The sequence below is a fragment of the [Flexibacter] sp. ATCC 35208 genome (assembly GCF_001975825.1).
Taxonomy (GTDB): Bacteria; Bacteroidota; Bacteroidia; order Chitinophagales; family Chitinophagaceae; genus Chitinophaga.
Map to the genome: position 1 here is coordinate 101,257 of NZ_MTKN01000021.1, position 20,816 is coordinate 122,072.

The 20,816-nt window shown below is 43.4% G+C and carries 19 protein-coding genes; 5 read left to right on the plus strand and 14 right to left on the minus strand.

The genetic code is table 11. The features are described from left to right. Position 1 precedes the first annotated feature (1 nt). The 13 genes from BW716_RS15305 to BW716_RS15365 all read right to left on the minus strand — a co-directional run bounded on the left by BW716_RS15305 (position 2) and on the right by BW716_RS15365 (position 12,689). Positions 2 to 1,114 (minus strand): hypothetical protein, encoded by a 1,113-nt coding sequence (locus BW716_RS15305; RefSeq protein ID WP_083723493.1) that lies wholly within the window; start codon positions 1,112 to 1,114, stop codon positions 2 to 4. Then, a complete protein-coding gene (locus BW716_RS15310; protein ID WP_083723495.1) occupies positions 1,104 to 1,862 on the minus strand; it encodes an alpha/beta fold hydrolase in 759 nt (252 codons plus the stop codon). Before BW716_RS15310 ends, BW716_RS15305 begins: the two co-directional genes overlap by 11 nt. Next, positions 1,847 to 3,055, minus strand: coding sequence for a M50 family metallopeptidase (locus tag BW716_RS15315; protein ID WP_083723497.1), 1,209 nt, complete (start codon positions 3,053 to 3,055; stop codon positions 1,847 to 1,849). The genes BW716_RS15310 and BW716_RS15315 overlap by 16 nt, the downstream gene beginning before the upstream one ends. 1,125 nt (positions 3,056 to 4,180) lie before the next feature. Continuing rightward, positions 4,181 to 4,456: a hypothetical protein gene (locus tag BW716_RS15320; protein WP_083723499.1), complete on the minus strand. Its 276-nt coding sequence runs from the start codon at positions 4,454 to 4,456 to the stop codon at positions 4,181 to 4,183. 30 nt (positions 4,457 to 4,486) lie between these two features. Next, complete coding sequence (locus BW716_RS15325) at positions 4,487 to 5,698, minus strand: beta-ketoacyl-[acyl-carrier-protein] synthase family protein (protein WP_083723501.1); 1,212 nt, start codon at positions 5,696 to 5,698, stop codon at positions 4,487 to 4,489. 14 nt (positions 5,699 to 5,712) lie between these two features. Continuing rightward, positions 5,713 to 6,462, minus strand: coding sequence for an SDR family NAD(P)-dependent oxidoreductase (locus BW716_RS15330; protein ID WP_083723503.1), 750 nt, complete (start codon positions 6,460 to 6,462; stop codon positions 5,713 to 5,715). A 2-nt stretch (positions 6,463 to 6,464) separates the two neighbouring features. Continuing rightward, positions 6,465 to 7,640: a beta-ketoacyl synthase N-terminal-like domain-containing protein gene (locus tag BW716_RS15335; protein ID WP_083723505.1), complete on the minus strand. Its 1,176-nt coding sequence runs from the start codon at positions 7,638 to 7,640 to the stop codon at positions 6,465 to 6,467. Continuing rightward, positions 7,637 to 8,095, minus strand: a complete 459-nt coding sequence (gene fabZ / locus BW716_RS15340) for a 3-hydroxyacyl-ACP dehydratase FabZ (RefSeq protein ID WP_083723507.1) — start codon at positions 8,093 to 8,095, stop codon at positions 7,637 to 7,639. The genes BW716_RS15335 and fabZ overlap by 4 nt, the downstream gene beginning before the upstream one ends. Further along, positions 8,092 to 8,697, minus strand: a complete 606-nt coding sequence (locus BW716_RS15345) for a 4'-phosphopantetheinyl transferase superfamily protein (protein WP_083723509.1) — start codon at positions 8,695 to 8,697, stop codon at positions 8,092 to 8,094. Before BW716_RS15345 ends, fabZ begins: the two co-directional genes overlap by 4 nt. After that, the gene (locus tag BW716_RS15350; RefSeq protein WP_083723511.1) at positions 8,694 to 10,097 is read right to left on the minus strand and encodes a class I adenylate-forming enzyme family protein; all 1,404 of its coding nucleotides are present in this window, start codon (positions 10,095 to 10,097) and stop codon (positions 8,694 to 8,696) included. Before BW716_RS15350 ends, BW716_RS15345 begins: the two co-directional genes overlap by 4 nt. After that, on the minus strand, positions 10,090 to 10,497 hold the full coding sequence (locus tag BW716_RS15355; RefSeq protein ID WP_083723513.1) for a hypothetical protein: 408 nt from the start codon (positions 10,495 to 10,497) through the stop codon (positions 10,090 to 10,092). The genes BW716_RS15350 and BW716_RS15355 overlap by 8 nt, the downstream gene beginning before the upstream one ends. Before the next feature lie 339 nt (positions 10,498 to 10,836). Beyond that, positions 10,837 to 11,577, minus strand: a complete 741-nt coding sequence (locus BW716_RS15360) for a LytTR family DNA-binding domain-containing protein (protein WP_083723515.1) — start codon at positions 11,575 to 11,577, stop codon at positions 10,837 to 10,839. Between the two features lie 2 nt (positions 11,578 to 11,579). Then, positions 11,580 to 12,689: a sensor histidine kinase gene (locus BW716_RS15365; protein WP_083723517.1), complete on the minus strand. Its 1,110-nt coding sequence runs from the start codon at positions 12,687 to 12,689 to the stop codon at positions 11,580 to 11,582. A 299-nt stretch (positions 12,690 to 12,988) separates the two neighbouring features. Here BW716_RS15365 and BW716_RS36775 point away from each other — a divergent pair, with 299 nt between their 5' ends. Genes BW716_RS36775 through BW716_RS15385 form a run of 5 tightly spaced genes read left to right on the plus strand, consistent with a single transcriptional unit; the run spans position 12,989 to position 17,117 of the window. Next, complete coding sequence (locus BW716_RS36775; protein WP_179091147.1) at positions 12,989 to 13,165, plus strand: hypothetical protein; 177 nt, start codon at positions 12,989 to 12,991, stop codon at positions 13,163 to 13,165. Between the two features lie 29 nt (positions 13,166 to 13,194). Then, positions 13,195 to 13,575 (plus strand): LytTR family DNA-binding domain-containing protein, encoded by a 381-nt coding sequence (locus BW716_RS15370; RefSeq protein ID WP_083723519.1) that lies wholly within the window; start codon positions 13,195 to 13,197, stop codon positions 13,573 to 13,575. Positions 13,576 to 13,586: 11 nt separating this feature from the next. Beyond that, on the plus strand, positions 13,587 to 15,800 hold the full coding sequence (locus BW716_RS15375) for a TonB-dependent receptor (RefSeq protein WP_083723521.1): 2,214 nt from the start codon (positions 13,587 to 13,589) through the stop codon (positions 15,798 to 15,800). 9 nt (positions 15,801 to 15,809) lie between these two features. Beyond that, the gene (locus BW716_RS15380) at positions 15,810 to 16,436 is read left to right on the plus strand and encodes a hypothetical protein (protein ID WP_083723523.1); all 627 of its coding nucleotides are present in this window, start codon (positions 15,810 to 15,812) and stop codon (positions 16,434 to 16,436) included. 18 nt (positions 16,437 to 16,454) lie between these two features. Then, positions 16,455 to 17,117, plus strand: coding sequence for a hypothetical protein (locus BW716_RS15385; RefSeq protein ID WP_083723525.1), 663 nt, complete (start codon positions 16,455 to 16,457; stop codon positions 17,115 to 17,117). 315 nt (positions 17,118 to 17,432) lie between these two features. Here BW716_RS15385 and BW716_RS15390 read toward each other — a convergent pair whose 3' ends face one another. Next, on the minus strand, positions 17,433 to 20,744 hold the full coding sequence (locus BW716_RS15390; RefSeq protein ID WP_083723527.1) for a carboxypeptidase regulatory-like domain-containing protein: 3,312 nt from the start codon (positions 20,742 to 20,744) through the stop codon (positions 17,433 to 17,435). Between the last annotated feature and the right edge of the window lie 72 nt (positions 20,745 to 20,816).

Below are 20,816 nucleotides of genomic sequence, written 5' to 3' on the forward strand. Positions count from 1 at the left end.
GTTAGTTATGAATTAAGAATCTATTTTTATAAAGTAGGTGAACATCTGCCAATGGACGGTCTATAATTGCGTCCCGGTTTTTATTGTTAAACAAATGGAAGACATCTTTATCAAGTTCCATCAATTTGTAATTCTCTCTATTCAATATATAGTACCTGCCATCGAGCATGAACAACCCAGCTTTATCATTGATCGCTATATTTGTAAGACTGGATGGTATACCCGCATCAGGAGCTACTATAGTCAGATACCGGTGTATAAACATCCACCCCTCCCACTGCATAGTATATGTCTGCAATGCATTTTCCAATATGCTATACAAATAGCGAATGCTCTGATCTACATAAGCTGCAGGATTCCGTTCTCCCTTAGGCGGTGCAATAGGATCATACACATTCCACCTGGGCTGTAAGCGCTCATCATAATATGACAACATCGGTATGATAGGCACTTTCAGATAGAATGACAATGTAGGCAAACCTGTTCTCACAAACATTTCCTGACCGAAGAATGGGATCTGCTGGCTGTTATCCCGGTTCAGATAACCATTGGATCCGGAATTGCCATCTAAATAAGCCAGTACTGAATAGCCCTGTTTCATTTTACCCATAATCTGCAAAGCGAGGTCTGCTCTATCAGCAGGAAATACGATGAATTCTGAAGTAGAATTGAATGCATCTTTCACCAGCTGGAACTGGTACATCATTTTCTCCAGGTTAAACTTGTAAGCAAGCGGATCTGCTATCAGCACTACATTAATATTGTACTTCACCAAAAAAGCAATGGCTGATCTGTATGAACCTGTATGATAAGAAACAAACAGCGCTGGCAAATGCTTTTTAATTTCATCATAATTAAATTCATTAAAGTCGTCTATACCACTGAACTTTGAACTGAACTGTGTATCGATCCCTTGTAGCACCTTGTAAGACAGGATATCGAAATAGGCGCTTTTATGCTGGGATTCCGGCATTGCTGGCAGACACCTCGAAAGGTTGGCAGACAGGAACTGAAACGTCTGCAGACTGTGGCTTTCCCACTTCTTTTCAAATGATACTTTCAGTTCCTGCTTGCTTTCCTCGAATATTTCGAGCCTTAAATTTTTAGATTGCATATTCCTCTGTTTTTAGGAATTGATGAATGTGATGAAACATTTTCGTTGGATCAATGATGTGTGCTTCACCAATCAATTTTTTAAAACTCAGATTTTCTAAATATTCATGTAGACTATCCAACGTATCCATGTCGATCATCTTGTCTTCCGATCCATACAGCAGCATCGCCCTCGTAGACTGTGGCCGAATCTCGATCCGCGAGGTACGGATAATGTGATTCATCTGCTGGATAATAGGAACCTTATCAGGTATAGAAAGTTTCAGATTTGAAAACTTCTGTAACCCGATCAATGGATTCTTGTTGAAGTCTTCGTAACCATGAGAGAAGAGACTCAGTACCCTACAGAAAAGGTACATATCTACATCACTCACTTTTTTCAGTACAGACAGCAGCTCTTTATCTCTTGCCAGAATTCTGTTGGCACATGCTATCAGTACGGCAGACTTGATATTGTGACGGTTCAGATTCAATAAGTGCTGTACCAGGAGACCTCCGTAACTATAACCGACCAGGTGTATGGGTTTATGTATATGATCCAGTACTTCTTTGTCGATATATTGGGCCAGTTCCTTAAAATTTTCCAGCTTGATAAATGGCCTGTTGTAGCCTGGATATTCGTAAAAGATGACCTCAAAGCGCTCCAATAGATCCTTGGGAATATTGGTTGTCCAGAAGCGGCTGTCTGAACTCATGGGGTTAAAGAATATCAGGCATTCATCCGCATTTTTATTTATGCTCTGTACCATTTTACACGTTTTAAAATGACGTTTGAAAATAGCTTCCTGTACTTCCGGGTAAACAGTGATATGATCACTATGGTCACTATGCGCTTGAGCACTTCAATGGCCGTCTCGAAATTAAAACTCAGGTAAGGTATATACCTGATCAGTGCAATTGTCTTCAATATGGAGGCATATATAAAGGCAAATGCCATAAAGGTGACGAATATGATAAACGATACGCGAATGATGGTATATACAACCAGTAAGATCTTTTTAAAGCTATAGTCGCGGGGTTGCTCTTCTGCGAACGGGTCTTTCTTAGTGACCGCATTCAGGAGTAGTTCATTGGATGTCTTTATCAGGTTCGGTACACCGAGGAAGTCTGATAATACCCAATAGCCGTCGAGCTTTAAGAGTGGTACAAGGTTCGCCACCATGAGCACACTGTTGAACACATAGATCTTCCAGACAAAGCTTTGTGCAAAATCGTTGCTAGTGGTATGCAATGCTGCTACAAGGCCCAGGTTGATGATCAATTGAATATAAATTCCTGCAAGGTTGATTTTTATTCTGTTGCTTTTGGACACTGTCCATACATCCGTCAGGTCGGTATACATGGCTGGCATGATGGTGTAGAATCCAAGGCCTATACTCCTGGCATTGATACCTGATTTATAGGCAGCGGCTGTGTGACCCAGTTCATGCACAAACATGATGAAGAAGAGGGAAAAGTAAGAGGCGACCCAGGTCAGTATCTCTGTTCCCAGTGGCAGGTCATCGTTGGCTACGATACTGTGTGTACGGGAATAGAGCGCAAAGTTTACACCTGTTAGTAACAGGAACAGGAAGTAGAATGATTTGCCAAACAGAAAGGACAATGGTTTGGCCAGTGTGGTGGATTGCCTGCTGGAAAGAACTTGCTTCTTATACCAGAATCCATCGTCGGACGCTTCACTGGCTTTGCTTTCTGTGGTTTTGAAGATGGGCAAAATCTTTGTGTCTATTATTTCTTTCAGGCCGGCCAGGCTGACGTTATCAAGTCGGGCTTGTAAGTCTTCCAGGTATTTGGCTTGCTGGCCTTCCCTTAAGATCTGATACATGAACTCGCCTATCTTGAAGTACTTGCCCTCGTAGGAAAGTACAAATTCATTGTTAGAAGCACTGGTGATTGAGTAATCATAGTTTAACAAGGAATTTTCTGTTTGTAGAGGATTCATATAAAATGATTTGAAGGGTTTTTAAATGATGGGCATTTTTATCAAATGCCCATCATTAGTGATCATATATTGCCGGGTAACATACACCAACACCAACTTTGGGTAATGACTTATAACAAGGATCTATTCTTTTCATGGGAATCGATTTTAGACTGTTATAAATTGGGGGTTCGCATTCTCCTGCCGGTGGTTACAGGCTGCTGTGATTAGCAATTGATTGTGATAGAATCGATCACAGAAGCTGCTGCCAGTTCAACGCGAGATTCCAGTTCTACGATATTTAATTCCTGCATTTTGTTAAGTTTTAAAAGGTTTGAAAAAGGTTGTTCAATGAGCTATTGTATGAATAGCTTCTGTGCAATTAGCAATTGATTGTGATGTCGATTGCTGCTGCAGCTGCCGCCAGTTCTACGCGGCTTTCCAGTTCTACGATGTTTAATTCCTGCATTTTGTTAAGTTTTAAAAGGTTTGAAAAAAGATGTTCAATGAGCTATTGCATGAATAGCTTCTGTGCAATTAGCAATTGATTGTGATGTCGATTGCTGCTGCGGCTGCCGCCAGTTCTACGCGGTTTTCCAGTTCTACGATGTTTAATTCCTGCATTTTGTTAAGTTTTAAAAGGGTTAAGAATGTTAATTAGTCGCAATTGATTGTGATATCGATTGCTGCTGCTGCCTGCTCTATGCGGCTTTCCAGTTCTACGATAGTTGTTTCCTGCATGTGTGTAGGTTTTAAATTGTTTATGAATGTTAATTAGTCGCAATTGATTGTGATGTCGATTGCTGCTGCTGCCTGCTCTATGCGGCTTTCCAGTTCTACGATAGTTGTTTCCTGCATGTGTGTAAGTTTTAAATTGTTTATGAAAATGATTAACAGTTTACTTCGATTGAATCGATCACAGTAGCACCAGCCAGTTCAAGACGGGTTTCCAGTTCTACTACGTTGAGTTCGAGCATGGACATGTTGATATAAATTTTGGTTGATGAGTGGGTTAAACCGGGGGTAGCTTACTTATTGATGCAAACCTGCCTGAAAGGCCTTCTGATGCTACGCACACCCTCCGGTGACACAATGTTAGAAAGACCGTTTTTGACTAGTTCTTTTTGCATGGGGCTTGAATTACGGTTATACAACTGCCAGGTGCAATACATCATAGATGCGCTGCGCAAGGGTACCCACTGTCTTGAAGCTTTCTTCGCCGAAGTCAGATGCTTCCAGTTCGAATTCTGCCATCAGTACAGAAGTCACTTCCAGTACTGCCAGGCTGTCGTCAAACAATCCGGGGTTTTCGTCATTGCCAAACAAGGCCTGATCGTTAGATAATTCATCAACTGATTTGTTCAGGTTCAGTACGCTGATGAGAACTTCTTTAGTTTTTTGTTCGATTACTTTGTGTTCCATAATTATAAGTTTTTAAAGGTTTTTAAATTTTTAGTTTTTATATTTTGTTAATAAAATGCTGGCCATGTTTCCGCCGAATCCAAAGGAGTTGGACAATACTGTATCCAGCGGAATGTTATTTTTGTTTTGTGTGACGAATTCGATCTTTTCAGATTCAGGCAGGTCGTCCGCCTCGTAGTTTGCATAGAGGGCATTGTGCTGCATACTCAGGATGCTGATGATCGCTTCTATGCTGCCTGCTGCACCCAGGGTATGACCGGTGAGGCACTTGGTAGACCCTACATATGTTTTACTGGTCTTTTCCTGTAGCAAGGCTTCACACCCTTTTAGTTCCGCACTATCATTCTTGCCGGTACCCGTACCGTGTGCATTGATGTAATCCACATCATCTGTACTCATACCACCATATGCAAGGGCACTCTTCATACACTTCAGTGCATAGATGCCATCCGGATGAGGTGCTGTAGCGTGATAGGCTTCGTTTAATATGTGATACCCTTTGATCTCTGCATAGATGGGCGCTCCCCTTTCGACAGCCGATTCCAGGCTTTCAAGGATCAGGATGGCACACCCATCACCCAGCGACATACCATCTCTTGATTTGGTAAAGGGTTTACACTTGGTTTTGGAGATAGCCATCAGGCTATTGAACCCTGTATAAGTGAGCTCCGTAAAGATGTCCATTCCACCACTGATCATGATATCGGCCTTTCCGTTTTCGATCAGGTCAAAGGCCCTGCCTATCGAGTTTGTGCCGGAAGCACAGGCTGTGGAGATGGCAGAAACGTATCCCTGTAGTTTGAAAGCGCGGGCGATCTTGCCTAAGATCTTGGGGGTCGAATACAGCGCCAGCTCATAGTCATCCTCATTTTCCTGCACTGATTTCTTGATTCGCTGCAGGATGGGAAAACTGGCCCCTACTGATGTACCGATGATGAGACCTGCATTGTGCTCGTGCAGTATTTCTTCTGACAGGTTTGCGCTATCTATCGCCTCCTGTATACACTTTACGGCTACTTCGCTCATGATGGATACATCTTTGTCCCAGGAGCTCTGATAGAGTTCATAATCCATCATAAATCCCCTGTTGTTGGCAAATAGTTTGTGGGCGGTGCTAAACCTGTCTGATGGAATTGCATTGTATTTGATGCTGCCATTTTCGAGGCTTTCTGTCATTTCAGCTATATTATTGCCTAGTGCTGATATGGCACCGATACCGGTAACAACGACTCTCTTTTTCATGTTACATAGTTTTTTTAGTTCATACCACCATCGATCACGATTTCCTGGTTGATTAAAAATTCGGGACATTCCAGCGCCAGGTAAGAGATGAAGTTCGAAATTTCATCGGTGGTACCCATCCGCTTTAGCAGACTATTACCCACCCTGTTGCTTACATATTGATCAGGAAGATTGTCTACCATATCTGTTTCAATAAAGCCAGGCGCCACACAGTTGATGATGATACCCATGCCCTTTACTTCCTTGCTCAAGGACTTGGAGAAGCAATTGATGGCGGCTTTGGAGGCGGCATAAGCCGATTGTCCGGGGTTGCCTTTGATACCTGCCAGCGAAGTCACATTGATGATCCTGCCGTTCTTTCTTTTGATCATAGATGGCAGTACTGCACGACTGGTATTCATTACACCATTCACGTTGTTGTGCATCACTTCCCACCACTCTGCACCCGACGTCATGAGGAAAGGCTTGGGGTTTGCATTGAGCTTGCTGTCGCGGATACCTGCGTTGTTGATCAGTACATCCACATCTCTCAGGATCTCTTTGTTGGATTTGAACAGAGCTTTTACTTCTGCTTCATTGCCCATGTCGCACTTGAAGGTGTATACATTTGGGAAACCTTCTGCGTGGAGTTCTTCCACTATTTTCTGTGCGCTTTCTGCTGAATACTGGTAGGTGAATACAACCTGATGACCCAGTCGGGCGAAGGTTTTTACCAGTTCTTTGCCGATTCCTTTGGAACCGCCTGTGATGAAAATATTCTTCATGATTAATGTGTTTTTCTAAGTAAGAGATGAGAACTACCGCCACCTTCGTGGCTTGTATTGACCAGGGCATAACCGAATCCGGAAGGATATTCTCCCGCTGCATCTGGTTCAGGGAACCGGTCACTGTACAGGATCTGGCTGGCAATGCTTGCCCCCATAATGCTGCTGGCCGATTTCATATCACCAGTGTAGGCTTTGTGCCGCAGGCTGTAAGTTTCGTGTTGTTTATTCAGGTCTTCTAACAGGTGCCGTTCGCTGTGTTCCAGTTGTTCGGCAGTGGTGTAAGCACTCAGGTAGACTAACTTACCACTGGCTGTTACGATGGGTTTGAGTGCATCGATCGCAGACTTTACGACTGCTGGTGAGCGACGGGTGGTATCTTCCACATTCTGGTAGTCGAAGCAGCTGTGGTATTCTACCAGTTCTGCATATCGTTTGGCTCCTCTGCGTGCTGCGCTGTCTTCACTTTCCAGCACCAGGAAGGCGGCGCCATCTCCCAGTATATTGCGGCGGTCATCCGGCTCTTTTGTAGCAGCACTGTATGCATCCGTCTCTTCATTTACATTGACCAGGTGATTGCTTTCCTGTTCACTAAGCACCCTGAACTCTGTGTAGTGATCCACTCCACCACAGATCACTATATCTGCAAGACCTTTTTTAATCAGGTCAAACCCGTAGGTGATACTGTTGGAATTATAGATCAAAGAGCTGGGGCCATTCAGTTTGAAGACTCTTGATATGTCACCCAATACGGTATTGGCAACAGTCTTCGTAAACTTCACCGGGCTTATTTTTTGTAACCCGAACCGGTACAGATCATACAGGTAATCTTCTACACTAGCCGTAGCACCGAGGCTGGTTTCTATGACCAGGCCGATTTCGTTGTCAGAGGCTTCGAGTACAATGCCTGCATCGTCGAGGGCCTTCTTACAGGCCAGCAGACCGAGTTTGGAGTATTGCTGGGGAGGGAACCGATCATCCCATTTTACTTCGCCTGCAAATTCTACAACAGGTGCTTCACCGTAATACTGGGGTTGAATACTTGCATTGGCCCAGTTGGTTTTTATTTTGATGCCATTCTCACCTGCGAGTATTTTCTCCCATGCGGCGGCAGATCCATATCCCAGTGGGGAAATGCTGCCAAGGCCAGTGATCAGAATTTTGTTATTATTTTTCATATGCTAATAGATAAAGTGATTTCTGCTTTACATACTACTTCACCGTTCACTGTGGCTGTCGCCTTGTATTCGCTGAAGTTTAATATATTCTTGATGCGTTCAGATGTGATCACGAGTTTATCTCCGGGTAACACTTCTTTGTAGAACACGGCAGATTTAACTTTCACTGCCTTGCCCAATTTCTTCTTCTGTTGTGCTTCACCATCTCTATCCAGCGTAGCGACTCTGTTGAGTACACCAGATGCCTGGAACATGGCTTCGATAATGATTACACCTGGTAGTAAGGGATAACCGGGAAAGTGTCCTTTCAGGAATATCATGTCCTCCCCTATTTCGGTTTCGGTGGTAATGGTATTTTTAAAATCTGTGTGCAGTACCTTGTCCACCAGCAACATTGGCTCTCTGTGGGGTAGTAGCGCGGAAGGCTTCAGGGTATCAAATTCTGCCGTTGTCATATAGTCAATGTTTTTATTTGGTCAACAGTATCCAGGCATGTCAATGCAGACATGGATACGAGGTAATTGTGATTTAAAAGATATTGTCTGGTATAATGTTTTTCTGATAGCAGATTGCCGTAGAATATATCAGCAAGTCCCTTGTCGTCGTATAGCTTGGCGATCGATTCTATTTGGGTCCATAGCATAAAGAAATCCATCTGATCCTTTACCTTTCTGCCTGTCCACTTTTCCAGCAGGGTCATTGTTTTGCTGGTGGGAGGCGCACTTACGTCTTCTATGTCCACCCCTATTTTGTTTTCACTCACTACACATGCTACGATACTGTTGCTATAGGAGATAGATATATTGAGGATCCCCTTATCCATCACTAACTTTCCATGCGGGTTGTAATGCAGTTCCCTGAGCAGCGTTGTGTCCAGCCCCAGTTCCTTGAAGATCTTTACAAGCATTAACCTGGAAGTCACCCTTTTTAACCAGTGTCCCGTACCCGGAGATTTCGTTAGTCTGTTTACTAATTCATCGCTGAAATGATGTCTGATCGTATCCATACAGCTGTCATCAGCAGCTGGTTTTATTTCAGCAATGAATAGCCGGGTCATTTGTAATAGGTATTATTAAATTCTATTAATTTCAGGTCATAGTGATCCCCTGCGTGCAGGTCGTACTTATCTTTCAGCGCCTGTTCCACTTCGGGCACGTTGATCTTATTTCTGTGAAAGACGCCTATTTCCATTCTGTCTTCACTATCTTTCCGGATACTTACTTTCAGTACTTCGGGCGCATGATAGAGTTCATCGGAGAGACTATTGAACCAGATGATCCTGTCTTTGTACTCGATGAAATCACCTTCCCTACCCAGTATAAAGTAGCGGTTATCTTTCTTCACCACAATATCTTTTGTCGTGAGTACCGCATTGGAAGCTGGTTTGTCCAGCACATTGCCCCTGATATAACCGAGGTAGATGGAAGGACTTTCTATTTGCAGATAGCCAATGGGCGTATCGTTGTACTTGTCCTGGTATTTTTCTGTGTGTGCTACCCGGAGGGTGATACCTGGATTGACAAGGCCAATGCAGGCTTCACTATCCTGTTCGGGTACGTCTGTATATTTGCAGGTTGCGACTCTGGGTCCCGCTTCAGCCAGGCCATAGGTGCTATAGATAGGGCAGCTGAACAGTCTGAATACATTCTGGAATGTAGGCAGGTGTGGCTTATCTCCTCCCATGGTCATGAACCGCAGATTATTTTTGATCTTAGGTATCTTCTGATAGTAGTATAAGATGAGTCTTGCCAACAGGGGCGTCATAAACACATTCGTGATCTGGTGTTTCTGAAAGAGCTGTGGTAGTTGTAAGATGCCCAGCAATCTTTCGCCCAGTACGATCTTTGCACCTGTAAAGAAGTGTGTAAGGAACTGTGCGATGAGGCCGTAGGAGTATGATACAGGTAGTAATACAAGCGTCACATCATCCTTTGTGATAGCCATCGCTTCTCTGTTGGAGGCAATGTTTGCAATGGTTTGCTGTTTGCCCAGCAGTATCTTCTTAGGAGTGCCTGCGGTAGTGCCGGAACTGGATACTACCAGCAGATCATTTTCATCGCCTATATAAATATCATCGTGCAGGTTGTAATAAACGTATGCATCATTTACTTTTTGTGCAGTGGCGTTTTCTACGATACTATCTGTTACAGCTGCTTCTGCAATGAGTGCGTTGAACTTGAGATCAGTGATTTTACTCAATCCGCCTGTTTCTACCAGGAATGGGATCAGATCGCATTTCAGACAGGAGAAAAACAACAGCAATGATTTGAATGCATTCTTGTAGCCATAGATCACTACGATAGAATGTTTTGCCAGTTGCAACGCTTCGATGCCTGCAGCTATACCTTCAATCTGGCTATACACTTCTTCATAGGTATAACTCTTCGACTGTGTAGCATCTATTATGATCGAGTCGTGATGTTCTTTGAAAGGGATGAAAAATGAGTCCTTATACATTTGAAAGGGCTTTTAAGGTTACATGCTTTAAACAATCGTCCTGTATGGATTCGACATTGGTCGAGAGGAATGCAATGTCTGTTTCTTTGTGACTTACAAAACCGACGTCAGACAATTTCTTTTCTACAATGAAGCGCATCAGTCTTGCTTCGAAACAATCATTGTTGATCACGATCGATTTGCCAATGAACTCACCGTACTGCTGAATATATTTTCCTTTCTGCAACATTCCGGAAGCTTCTCTCGCCATCATCGCATAACAGAACGCCTGGTATGCATACTTCTCAGATGCAGGCAGGCTGGTGGTTTTGATGGCTGTGATCAGTTCATCTATTTTTGCTCCAGCCTGCACCACCTTGTAGAAGGCATTCGATACTGTGCTGTAATTTTTAAGTTCCATGTTTTTATTTTCAGTTTTGATTGATGGTTTAAAATTGCTTCGAAACGTACACTTAGAAAATTTTTTTAGACAAGATGATGTTTCTACACAACCAAAGTTCATTCTCTTCAAATCTTGTATCTGGTGGCGAACATTTTCGTTTTCGTTTTGATCATGTTTGCTTCGATGATTCAAATGTCTAACAAAACGCTTCGCACAAAAACTCTTTTAGACGAAATTGAGAGTTTACCACACCAAATAGACCTTGGTTTAGATATCGTGTAAAATGCGCTTAAATGCGGAAAGCCCGCTCCAACACTATGTTGAAGCGGGCTTTCCGCAATACTGGCGGGGGTTTAGCTATACTTTACCAGCTACATTCAATCGATCGATCAACATTTGTTTATGTTGTTTTGAAATGATGATTGATTCATTATTTATCAATTCAATTGAATTCCCTACTACTGATTTAATAGCAGGCAGGTGAATAATATAAGACTTATGTATACGTACAAATTGTGTTTCAGGCAGTACTTCTTCAATACTCTTCATACGCATGTAAGTCACTACATTCTTTTGTTTCGTGACTATTTTAATGTAATCTTTCATGCCTTCGATGTACAGAATATCTTCGAACAGGATCTTTGACAACTTGTGTCCGTCTTTTACAAACAGGTGCTGTGGCAGCTGTGTGGCGCTCACTGGTGCAGGAGCGACTGCTGCTGCTTCTCCTGCTTTCTGATCAATATCTTTCTTTGCTTTATTGATCGCTTTTAAAAATCTTTCGAACGAAATAGGCTTTAGTAAAAAGTCTACCGCATTCAGGTCGTACCCCTCGATCGCATAGTTGGAATAGGCAGTGGCAAAAATCAGGAAGGGCGGATTAGACAATGATTTGATCAGTTCCAGACCATTGATTCTCGGCATCTGGATATCTGTGATCAGGAGCTCAATGGTATCTGTCTGCAATATGTCTATCGCATCGAAAGCATCTGCGCAGGATTTGACAAGTTCTAAGAAGGGTATGCGCTCGATATGACTTTCTAACAATTCCCGGGATAACGGCTCATCATCTACGATGATACATTTGATTTTCTTCATGGCTAGATAAGAGTTATATTAAGGTTGATGCTATGGGAATCCGGACTATTGTTGATGGATAATGAGTACTTATTCTGATATAACAAGGATAGGCGTTTTTTCGTATTTGCAATCCCTATCCCCCCCGTTCCGGATTCTTTATGATGTTTAAATAATGATTCGTCCCCTTTACTATTTGCGATTTCAAAAAAGAGGGTATTGTCCGCCACCTCAAATGAAATCTTCAGCCATGGATTTTGGGTTGATGTATCCAGCCCGTGTTTAAATGAATTCTCGATAAACGGGAATGTCAGCAACGGTACGATCTTATATCCCTCCAGGGATTCAGCATCGTATACAAACTGAATATCTACATCCTTTCCATACCTGGCTTTTTCCAGTTGAACATAGTTATATAAAAAATCGGCTTCTTTTGACAATTCTACTTCTTCGCGGTTTGATTCGTACAGGGTATAACGCAGCATATCGGAGAGCTGCATAATTAATTCAGGTGCCCTGGGATTATTTCTGACAGACAGCGAATAGATATTATTGAGCGTGTTGAATAAAAAGTGTGGATTTAGCTGGGATCGTAGAAAACTCACTTCCAGGTTCAGGTTATCTCTTTCCAACCGGAGGGCCCTGTTGACTGATCGGGAGATTTCCTCGACGAGTTTTATGGTAATAGGCGGCGTTACGATCATGAGCACCCCGATGGAGGTCTGCAAAATGGTGTGTGGCGCCATGATCTGCCAGATAGATTTGTCAGCAATCACCTTTACCGAGGCCAGTAGATCCCTGTCTGCTATCGTAAAATAGTTAATAAGCAGTGACATAAAGGAATAGTTGATCACTGCCCAGATCCAGAAGGGAACCAGGAGGCCTGCAAAGAACAGTATCCGTTCCTTCCTGTTCAGGAAAACCGGTACCAGTACATAAAAGATGAAATAAAAGAAAAACATGGCCCCCAGTAAGTTCCTTAAACCAAACATGAGGGAAATAAGTCCGTTCGTCGAGTAAAGGAACATAATATTCAGGGTATACAGGATCAACATAATACACCAGAATACGATGTGCACATACTTTACATTCTCCGGGATAAGTAGTCGGGTAAAATCAAAGGGTTTTTTCATGTCCGCCTCTAAACAATTATAAATCAGTGCCTTCTCTTTGGGTCATTTTCTACAATACTTAATGAAGATATGTTTTTTTTGGCGTATTTCCTTATCTAAGGGGGTTTTCCAGCTCAAATTTTGGTGAGTAATCTCTCAAAAAAAACCCTTCTTCCCCCATTTTTCCTGTTTTTCAAAATCCTTGATGCCTACGGTGTGATCATTTCGTTGGGTAAGACATCACTTTGGTCTAAAAGAATTTTTGCCCGGCGGGAAAAGATGAAAGTTTGTATCGTAATCAACAACAAAAAACTACCACTATGAAACAAGTAAAAAACACTACCGGCAAACAATCAAATCTGAGCCTGAACAAAGAAATTATCAGCAAGCTCAACGCCTGCGGTTGCGGCAAAGGTGCGAATGGCCAGGGCAACAACTATTCTTCTATCAACACCCTGCCTACCGGTGTATCCAGCTTAGCGACTGTAACCGCTTAATCCCTTTTTTCATTAATTATCTACCAGCAATGTATTTGACTTGTATTATAATAGACGAAGACCCGCTCAGTGTTGATATGCTGGAATACTATATCAGTCAGACGGATGGAATAAGGCTCATTGCCAAATCGACCAAAGCCTCCGATATATTGACCACCATCAGTAAGTCCGCTCCGGATATAGTTTTTATAGACGTCAGTATTTCAGGTATTGAAAACCTGGTGTTTGACGACATATTCCAGAAGGACATTGTCTATGTTTTCGTCACCAAATATCCATATGACTATGTGCTGGATATATTGCCCAGACAATTAGCCAACGTAGGATATTTAAACAAACCCGTGAGTTTCCTGCTCTTTAAAAAAGAAATAGGGAGAATAAAGGACCTGCACGCATCCAAATTAAATTAACCCTTCATTGTATGCCTAAAAAGATACTTACCATCATATTGTTCCTGCTTGTAACCACCGTGGCCCTTGGGCAGGCACAAATAACCGGTTCGGTTACTGACAACAAAAAGCAGGCAATACCTGGTGTATCTGTCGCTTTAAAAGACACCTACGATGGTGCCACCACTGACTCTACCGGGCGCTTCCGTATCAGTACCACAGAAAAAGGTACTTTCACACTGATCGCCTCCGCCACAGGGTATGAGACCAAAGTACAAACCATCACCCTGGGTAGTGAACCTATACAAATAGACTTTGCCCTCAAGGAAAAGATAAGTGAACTCAATGCCGTCACGATCACCGCAGGCGCATTTGGAGGAGGTTTGGGCAAAAAAGGCCTTACCGTATTAAGTTCGCTGGACGTACAAACCACGGCCGGCGCCAACGCAGACATTTCCCGGGCTGTCAATACCCTACCCGGTGCACAACAGATCAACAACCAGGAAGGCCTCTTTGTAAGAGGGGGTGATAGCTATGAAGCCAAACAGTTCATAGACGGATCGCTCGTGAGCAGACCTTACTACCTGAGTGCCTCTAATATCCCCAGCCGTGGCAGATACCCGGCTACCCTGTTCAAAGGCTTTGCCTTTAGTACCGGTGGCTATTCCGCACTGTATGGACAGGCCCTCAGCTCTGTATTGATCATGGAGACCATCGATCTGCCACAGCAATCAGAAGCCAATGCCTTCATCTCTCCTATCCAGAATAGCCTGGGTGTACAAAAGCTTGCGAAGAACCAAAGATCTTCTTTTGGCTTTAACTATCAATATACCAACACCAGCCTGTATTATGCACTGGTGAAACAAACACCTGATTACTTTATCCGTCCACGGTTTCATAATGCGGATGCTAACTTCCGCATCAGGACTAAGAACGGAATGATAAAATACTACACCACCTTTAGTTATAATAAACTGGGTGTACGCAATCCCAATATCGACACGGTTGATATGAAAACCGCGATCACCCTTAGTAATTATAACTGGTTCAATGCCCTCAACTGGAAAGAAAACCTGGGAGACGGCTGGAAAATGACCCTCTCCGCCAGCTATAGCATTACCCACGACAGCATCAGCAGTCAGCTGCAGGATGCGAACAACGTACCTCAATACATCTCTGAAAAATACTGGCTGGATACGGTGAATTTTAGATTAGACAGAAAAGAAAGCCTGATACAAGGCAAAGCTGTGATAGAGAAAAAATTCAGCAACCTGAATACCATTCGCTTTGGTAGTGAATACTGGTACTCTTCCTATAATTTCCATTATAATAAAATCAGTAAGGAGCTTCCGGATCAACTGACCGCCGGCTTTGCTGAAACAGAACTATACTTTACGAATTCGCTCGTGGCTACTTTCGGCATCAGGGCAGAATATTCTTCCATCCTCCAAAAGGCCAAAGTGGCACCCCGTGCCTCATTGGCCTATAGGATGGGCAATGGATCTACCATCTCTGCAGCATACGGACAGTTCTGGCAAAAACCAGAAAACACCTATCTGCAAGTGACCTCATCGCTCGGTTATACCAAAGCCACTCACTATATCATCAACTATCAGCGACAGGTACGCGGTACCTTCCTGAGAGTGGAAGCATTCTACAAGCAATACGAAGACCTGATTAAAACAGTGCCTACGTACAACAACAGCGGCAGTGGCTATGCCAAAGGAATTGAACTGTACTTCCGTGACAAGACATCGTTCAAACACCTGGATTACAGCATCAGCTATTCCTACCTGGATACCAAACGTGATTACCTGAATTATCCAAGGGCACTCATGCCTAATATTGCAGCCAATCACACCGCTACCGCTTCTGTAAAACGCTTCTTTACTCAAATAGGAACCGGTGCCAGTCTGACGTACACCTTTGCTACAGGAAGGCCTTATTATGCCATCATCCCTGATAGTACAGGCAAAGCTTACTACATCAAAGATCAGGGCAAAACAAACGGCTATCAAACACTGGACATGAGCGTTTATCACCTGACCACGATCGGCAAAGCATCGGCTATTCTATATGCTTCTGCTACCAATCTGCTTGGGCGTACGAACATCTCAGGATACAACTACTCTTATAATGCCCTGGTAAAACAACCCATTCTCCCCCCGGCACAACGCACCTTCTTTGTAGGTCTGATACTGAACTGGGGCATAGATAGAAGACAAAGCACTATTGATAACCTTTAAAATATAACCATGAAAAAAATCATCTTCGCCCTTACTTTACTGGTCACCATTGGTGCCCATGCACAGAGCACAAAGTATGTGGCAGCTATGCAGCATAACCTCGAATTGCTTGATTCTGCCAAAACCATCGAACAACTCGCTACCGTATCACAGGCATTTGAACGTATTGGTGATGCTGAAAAAACACAGTGGCTGCCTTACTACTATGCAGCGCTGGCACAGACCCGCATTGGGTTTGGCGATCCTAAAGCAGATAAAGACGCCATCGGTCAGAAAGCCAATGACCTGGCAGCAAAAGGAGAAGCAATTCAGAAAAATGCAGAGTTCTGCACCATCCGCAATATGGCAGCGACTATACAGATGCTGGTGAATCCCATGGAACGCTTTAAAACCTTTGGCATCAAAGCGTATACTTACCTGCAGGAAGGATACAAACTGGATCCGAACAACCCTCGCCTGTACTTCCTAGATGGTGCTTCTACCTTTGGTAAACCTGAATACATAGGTGGAGGAAAAGAGAAAGCAAAACCACTGTTTGTAAAAGCAGAACAACTCTTTAAAGCAGAGAAACCAGCAGAGTTATATCCACACTGGGGACTGGCAGAGACAGAAAGATACCTGGCCAAATGTAATTAACCATCAATTGTTATTACCATGGAAACGCTCGTAAAAGTTCTTATTTATATACATGCCTTATGTGGTGGCCTGGGCCTTGTCAGCGGCATTGCCAGCATAGGTGTAAAAAAGGGCAGCAAGCTGCATAAAAACAGTGGCAAAACTTTTTCTTATTCAATGGTCATCAGTTCACTGTTATCGTTGGTGATCGCGCGAATGCCTGGCCATGAGAACCTGTTCTTATTCCTGATCGGGGTATTTACCATTTATCTGGTACTGGCAGGCAATCGCGCGCTTACATTCAGATATGATACTAAAAGCAGTGCTGATACGATTGATAAAACGATATCGGGTACTATGCTGGGTGCTTCTGTCATCATGTTGCTGATCGGCATTTACCAGATCACTACACACAAAGGTGGAAATGCCGTATTGTTTGCTTTCTTTGGTGGATTTGGGTTGTATATGACATTGAAGGATTTTTACACTTTCAGGGTTTTTAAAGAGAAGAAAAATGCATGGTTGAGTAGTCATATAGGCAGGATGGTGGCGGCGCTGATCGCTTCTATTACAGCCTTTATGGTGGCGGGTTTACATATACAAACGCTGGTTACGTGGATAATGCCTTCGATTATAGGGACTTTCTATATTACTTACTGGAATTCGAAGATAAAAGGGTCTGCATTGGCATTAACGAAATAAAACATTCATGAAAAAGGGAATTCACCAACGGGGAATGAAACCATTTTCAGAAAAGAGGTTGTATTATAAAATAAATAAAAAACCTGAGAATCGAATAAATAAAAACCTGGATCCATTAGGTATCTGAATAAAACAGTCACGAAAGAGGAGAATTTTCCAACGGGGAATGAAAACTATTTTCAAAGAACGAGGCCGTATCTTAAGTAAGATACAGCCTCGTTTTATCCGGATACCTAATGGAGATAGGTAGTCCTTTAAGCACTTCTGAGGAGGTTTATTTATTTTTGATACACGCTCTTTATGATAGTGTTTTTCTTAGTTAAATAAATATCTGACACCAAACTGCATCTGCCATCTTGAAGTAAGAGCTGTGTTATTTGCATAGCTATTCACATAAGATACCTGATTTTTTGCATCAGCATAAGGGAATGAGAATAAAGGCGTCTTACCATCAGCAGCCAACCCTTCAAACTTAAGGAAGTTATTGACTGTAGCGGCTTGCACGATACCCCAGTTCCTGTTCAGGAAGTTACCTACATTGATAATATCGAGAGACAGTCTCAATGTATGTCTGTCTTTTCCTGTTTTTACTGAGATATCTTCTGTGATATTTACATCCAGCTTTTTGTAGTAAGGTAATACAGCCGCATTTGCTTTTGCTGTTTCACCACGGTGGAAATTGAGGTATTTGTTCTGACCAATGAAGTTGTCCAGCTGTGTATAGATCTGTGAAGCAGTTCTTGGATCAGCAGTAGTACCTGTAGTAGACCCTGTATGTGTGGTAGCATTGTAAGAACCCACATTGATCAGGTTGATATCGGTAGCACTCTTTGGAATATAGATCAGGTCATTGTTAAAGCCATCGCCATTCAGGTCACCATTGTAAATATAAGAAACGGTACCAGCAGGTGCCGCTTCGAATATAGCACCGAATGAAGTAGAGAAATACTTTGCATAAGACACTTTGTAAGATGCCATCGCAATGACACGGTTAGGCAGTCTGTAAGAAGCATATGCAAGATTAGCGCCATTTGGATCACCACTTACTGCGCGTGCACTCCACATAGAAGATGCGGTACTACCTGTTTCAGAAGTATTTCTTGCGTCGCCATGTGCATAAGCTACGCTGGTGTACAGGTTACCAAAAGTACGCTCTACTCTTGCTGTGATATTGTATGTATACCCTTTGTTGGTATTCTTCATCAGAATAGCATTGCCGATATTAGGGTTTTCCAGTGTGGTACCTGAATAATACTTATTGCTTGTATTCAGAGAAGTAGTCAGCGATGTATTATATCGCATACGGTTATCACCGCCATTATTCAATGCATAACCATTCGTCTCATTCAGGTTGATGTTAGAGAAGTAGACTGCATTGATATCTTTGGTATACGTACCTTCTACTGTGAATACCCAGTCATTGATCTTTTTATCAACAGCCAGACTTGATTTCAATACGGAAGGGTATTTGAAATTCTTGTCAGTCAGTGCTACACTGTACGAAGTGTTAGCTGATGCACCCGCAGGACGGTATGCATTTGGATCTGCGCTAAAGGCCACACCGGAAGTATTCGTGAAGGACCCCCACTGAATACCGTTGTTACTAGCCTGGTTGCTCAACCATACAAACGGAGGAGGACCTGAGAAGATACCGAAACCACCTCTTAATTGCAGGGTTCTGTCGCCCATTACATCATAGTTGAAACCGATGCGTGGAGAGATCAGCACTGCATTGCCCGGCGCTTTACCGATGTTGTAAGACTGACCATCTTTGAAAATCAGTTTGTCGAAATTAGGGTTGTCAGTAAAGGATTGCTTGTAGATCGTCATGTCAAACCTTACACCATAGGTGAAAGTGAAACGATCGGAGACTCTCCATTTATCCTGTGCAAATACACCCAGTTCTGTAGAACCTGCATATGCCCATGGGAAGGAACCATCTTTCAGTGCAGAGTATTGCAGGTAATAACTTTTTGCATTGGCAGTGCCATTGGTTACACTGTTGTAGAAATCTGTCAGACTATTGAACTGATAAGCGCCCTGGTAGCCGGGAGCAAATGCGTTCTGGTACTTCCTGTAATAGTCCTGTGTACCCACGGTAATCTCGTGTGCACTGGCATAGTACGTGAAGATGTCTGAGATCTGGAATACGTCTGTATTCAGTACGTTGTTGTAAGTATATGGTTCGTATCCGAAGGTGGTATAAATATTACCGTTGTTCAGGATATCCACCAGTGGGAAGGTATTTGAAGTAGAGTTAGGTGTACGATAGTCGCGCAGTGCGGTATAGCCCACCTGGAACTTATTGGACACTTTATTGCTGAAGCGGGAATTCAACTCAGCGATAAAGATGTTGAAGTTGTTATTGATCACATAACCGCTACCAAAGAAAGGCATGGCGTTCGTGCCCGGCTGACCGGTAGTAACGCCGGCAGGGCGGCTGTTGCTCGCGAACTGATCAGTGAATGATTTCAGGTAGTTGTACTTCACTGTCAATGAATGTTTTTCATTGATGTTCCAGTCGAATTTAAGCGTAGCCTTATCACTGTTTGTTCTGAAAGAATAACCGGTGAAAGCACCTGGGTCATAGCCGAAGTTAGACTTCAGGAAAGCTGCGAGTGCAGTCAGCGTATCGGCATTGGCTTGTGATACACCAGCGCTGGCATTAGCAGGGTGATTAGCATCAGAAGGTACCCAGCTGGTAGCAGGCGCGGTCTGGCGGGAAGACTCTAAGCTCAGGAAGAAGAACACTTTGTTCTTAATGATCGGCCCACCGATAGAGAGGCCACGGATATTGAAGGACAGCGGTGTTTTGTTCACCTGGCTGTTGCCTACTTTATACCCTTGTGTACCTGCACCTTTGATGTAGGTGTATACAGATGCTTTCAGGGTATTGGTACCACTCCTGGTTACGGCATTTACACCGGCACCGGAGAAACCACCCTGACGTACATCGTAAGGCGATACGCTCACCTGTACCTGCTCAATCGCATCCAGGCTGATAGGTTGTGCACTGGTTTGACCACCCAGGGTACCAGACAGACCGAAGGAGTTGTTGAAGTTAGCACCATCTACCGTAAAGTTGTTGTACTGGGGGCTTCTGCCACCAAAGCTCTGGCCAGCGGCTACAGTACTGCTGGTAGGCTCAAGGCGGGTAAAATCCTGTGCAGAACGACTGATGGTTGGCAGTTTTTCCAACTGATCTCTGCTGATGATCTCCTGGGAACCGGTTCGGCTGTTGTTAAAGGTTTTATCCTGCTTGCCTTTCACTACTATTTCGCCCAGTTGTTTGGTACTCGGGGCGAGGGTGAAGTTGCCGGTAAATTCCTGTCCCAGCGACAGATTGATGTTGTCCAGGTGCTGATCGCCATACCCGATATAGGTCACGGAAATGGTGTAAGGACCGCCTACACGTACGTTGGCAAAATTGTAGCGACCATCCGCACGGCTGGTGGTTACATAGCGGGTGCCGGTTGGGGTGTGTACAGCTGTGATAACGGCGCCTGGTACACCAGTCTGGCCGTCGGTAATGATACCGTGAATTTCTGAGGTTGTTTCCTGCGCCAGGAGGAACATAGGTAGACAAAGTATTAACACGAGTGTTAATAGACAATTTCGGATCGACATGATGTGCCTGATTTTGATTTTGGTTGTTAAATTATATGAATTACAAGCTACTTATTATGAGATGTGTGTTAA

Excerpts from the sequence above, each read along its gene's own strand:
- BW716_RS15305 (WP_083723493.1), bottom strand. The coding sequence starts at position 1,114 with ATGCAATCTAAAAATTTAAGGCTCGAAATATTCGAGGAAAGCAAGCAG.
- BW716_RS15310 (WP_083723495.1), bottom strand. The coding sequence starts at position 1,862 with ATGGTACAGAGCATAAATAAAAATGCGGATGAATGCCTGATATTCTTT.
- BW716_RS15315 (WP_083723497.1), bottom strand. The coding sequence starts at position 3,055 with ATGAATCCTCTACAAACAGAAAATTCCTTGTTAAACTATGATTACTCA.
- BW716_RS15320 (WP_083723499.1), bottom strand. The coding sequence starts at position 4,456 with ATGGAACACAAAGTAATCGAACAAAAAACTAAAGAAGTTCTCATCAGC.
- BW716_RS15325 (WP_083723501.1), bottom strand. The coding sequence starts at position 5,698 with ATGAAAAAGAGAGTCGTTGTTACCGGTATCGGTGCCATATCAGCACTA.
- BW716_RS15330 (WP_083723503.1), bottom strand. The coding sequence starts at position 6,462 with ATGAAGAATATTTTCATCACAGGCGGTTCCAAAGGAATCGGCAAAGAA.
- BW716_RS15335 (WP_083723505.1), bottom strand. The coding sequence starts at position 7,640 with ATGAAAAATAATAACAAAATTCTGATCACTGGCCTTGGCAGCATTTCC.
- fabZ (WP_083723507.1), bottom strand. The coding sequence starts at position 8,095 with ATGACAACGGCAGAATTTGATACCCTGAAGCCTTCCGCGCTACTACCC.
- BW716_RS15345 (WP_083723509.1), bottom strand. The coding sequence starts at position 8,697 with ATGACCCGGCTATTCATTGCTGAAATAAAACCAGCTGCTGATGACAGC.
- BW716_RS15350 (WP_083723511.1), bottom strand. The coding sequence starts at position 10,097 with ATGTATAAGGACTCATTTTTCATCCCTTTCAAAGAACATCACGACTCG.
- BW716_RS15355 (WP_083723513.1), bottom strand. The coding sequence starts at position 10,497 with ATGGAACTTAAAAATTACAGCACAGTATCGAATGCCTTCTACAAGGTG.
- BW716_RS15360 (WP_083723515.1), bottom strand. The coding sequence starts at position 11,577 with ATGAAGAAAATCAAATGTATCATCGTAGATGATGAGCCGTTATCCCGG.
- BW716_RS15365 (WP_083723517.1), bottom strand. The coding sequence starts at position 12,689 with ATGAAAAAACCCTTTGATTTTACCCGACTACTTATCCCGGAGAATGTA.
- BW716_RS36775 (WP_179091147.1), top strand. The coding sequence starts at position 12,989 with ATGAAACAAGTAAAAAACACTACCGGCAAACAATCAAATCTGAGCCTG.
- BW716_RS15370 (WP_083723519.1), top strand. The coding sequence starts at position 13,195 with ATGTATTTGACTTGTATTATAATAGACGAAGACCCGCTCAGTGTTGAT.
- BW716_RS15375 (WP_083723521.1), top strand. The coding sequence starts at position 13,587 with ATGCCTAAAAAGATACTTACCATCATATTGTTCCTGCTTGTAACCACC.
- BW716_RS15380 (WP_083723523.1), top strand. The coding sequence starts at position 15,810 with ATGAAAAAAATCATCTTCGCCCTTACTTTACTGGTCACCATTGGTGCC.
- BW716_RS15385 (WP_083723525.1), top strand. The coding sequence starts at position 16,455 with ATGGAAACGCTCGTAAAAGTTCTTATTTATATACATGCCTTATGTGGT.
- BW716_RS15390 (WP_083723527.1), bottom strand. The coding sequence starts at position 20,744 with ATGTCGATCCGAAATTGTCTATTAACACTCGTGTTAATACTTTGTCTA.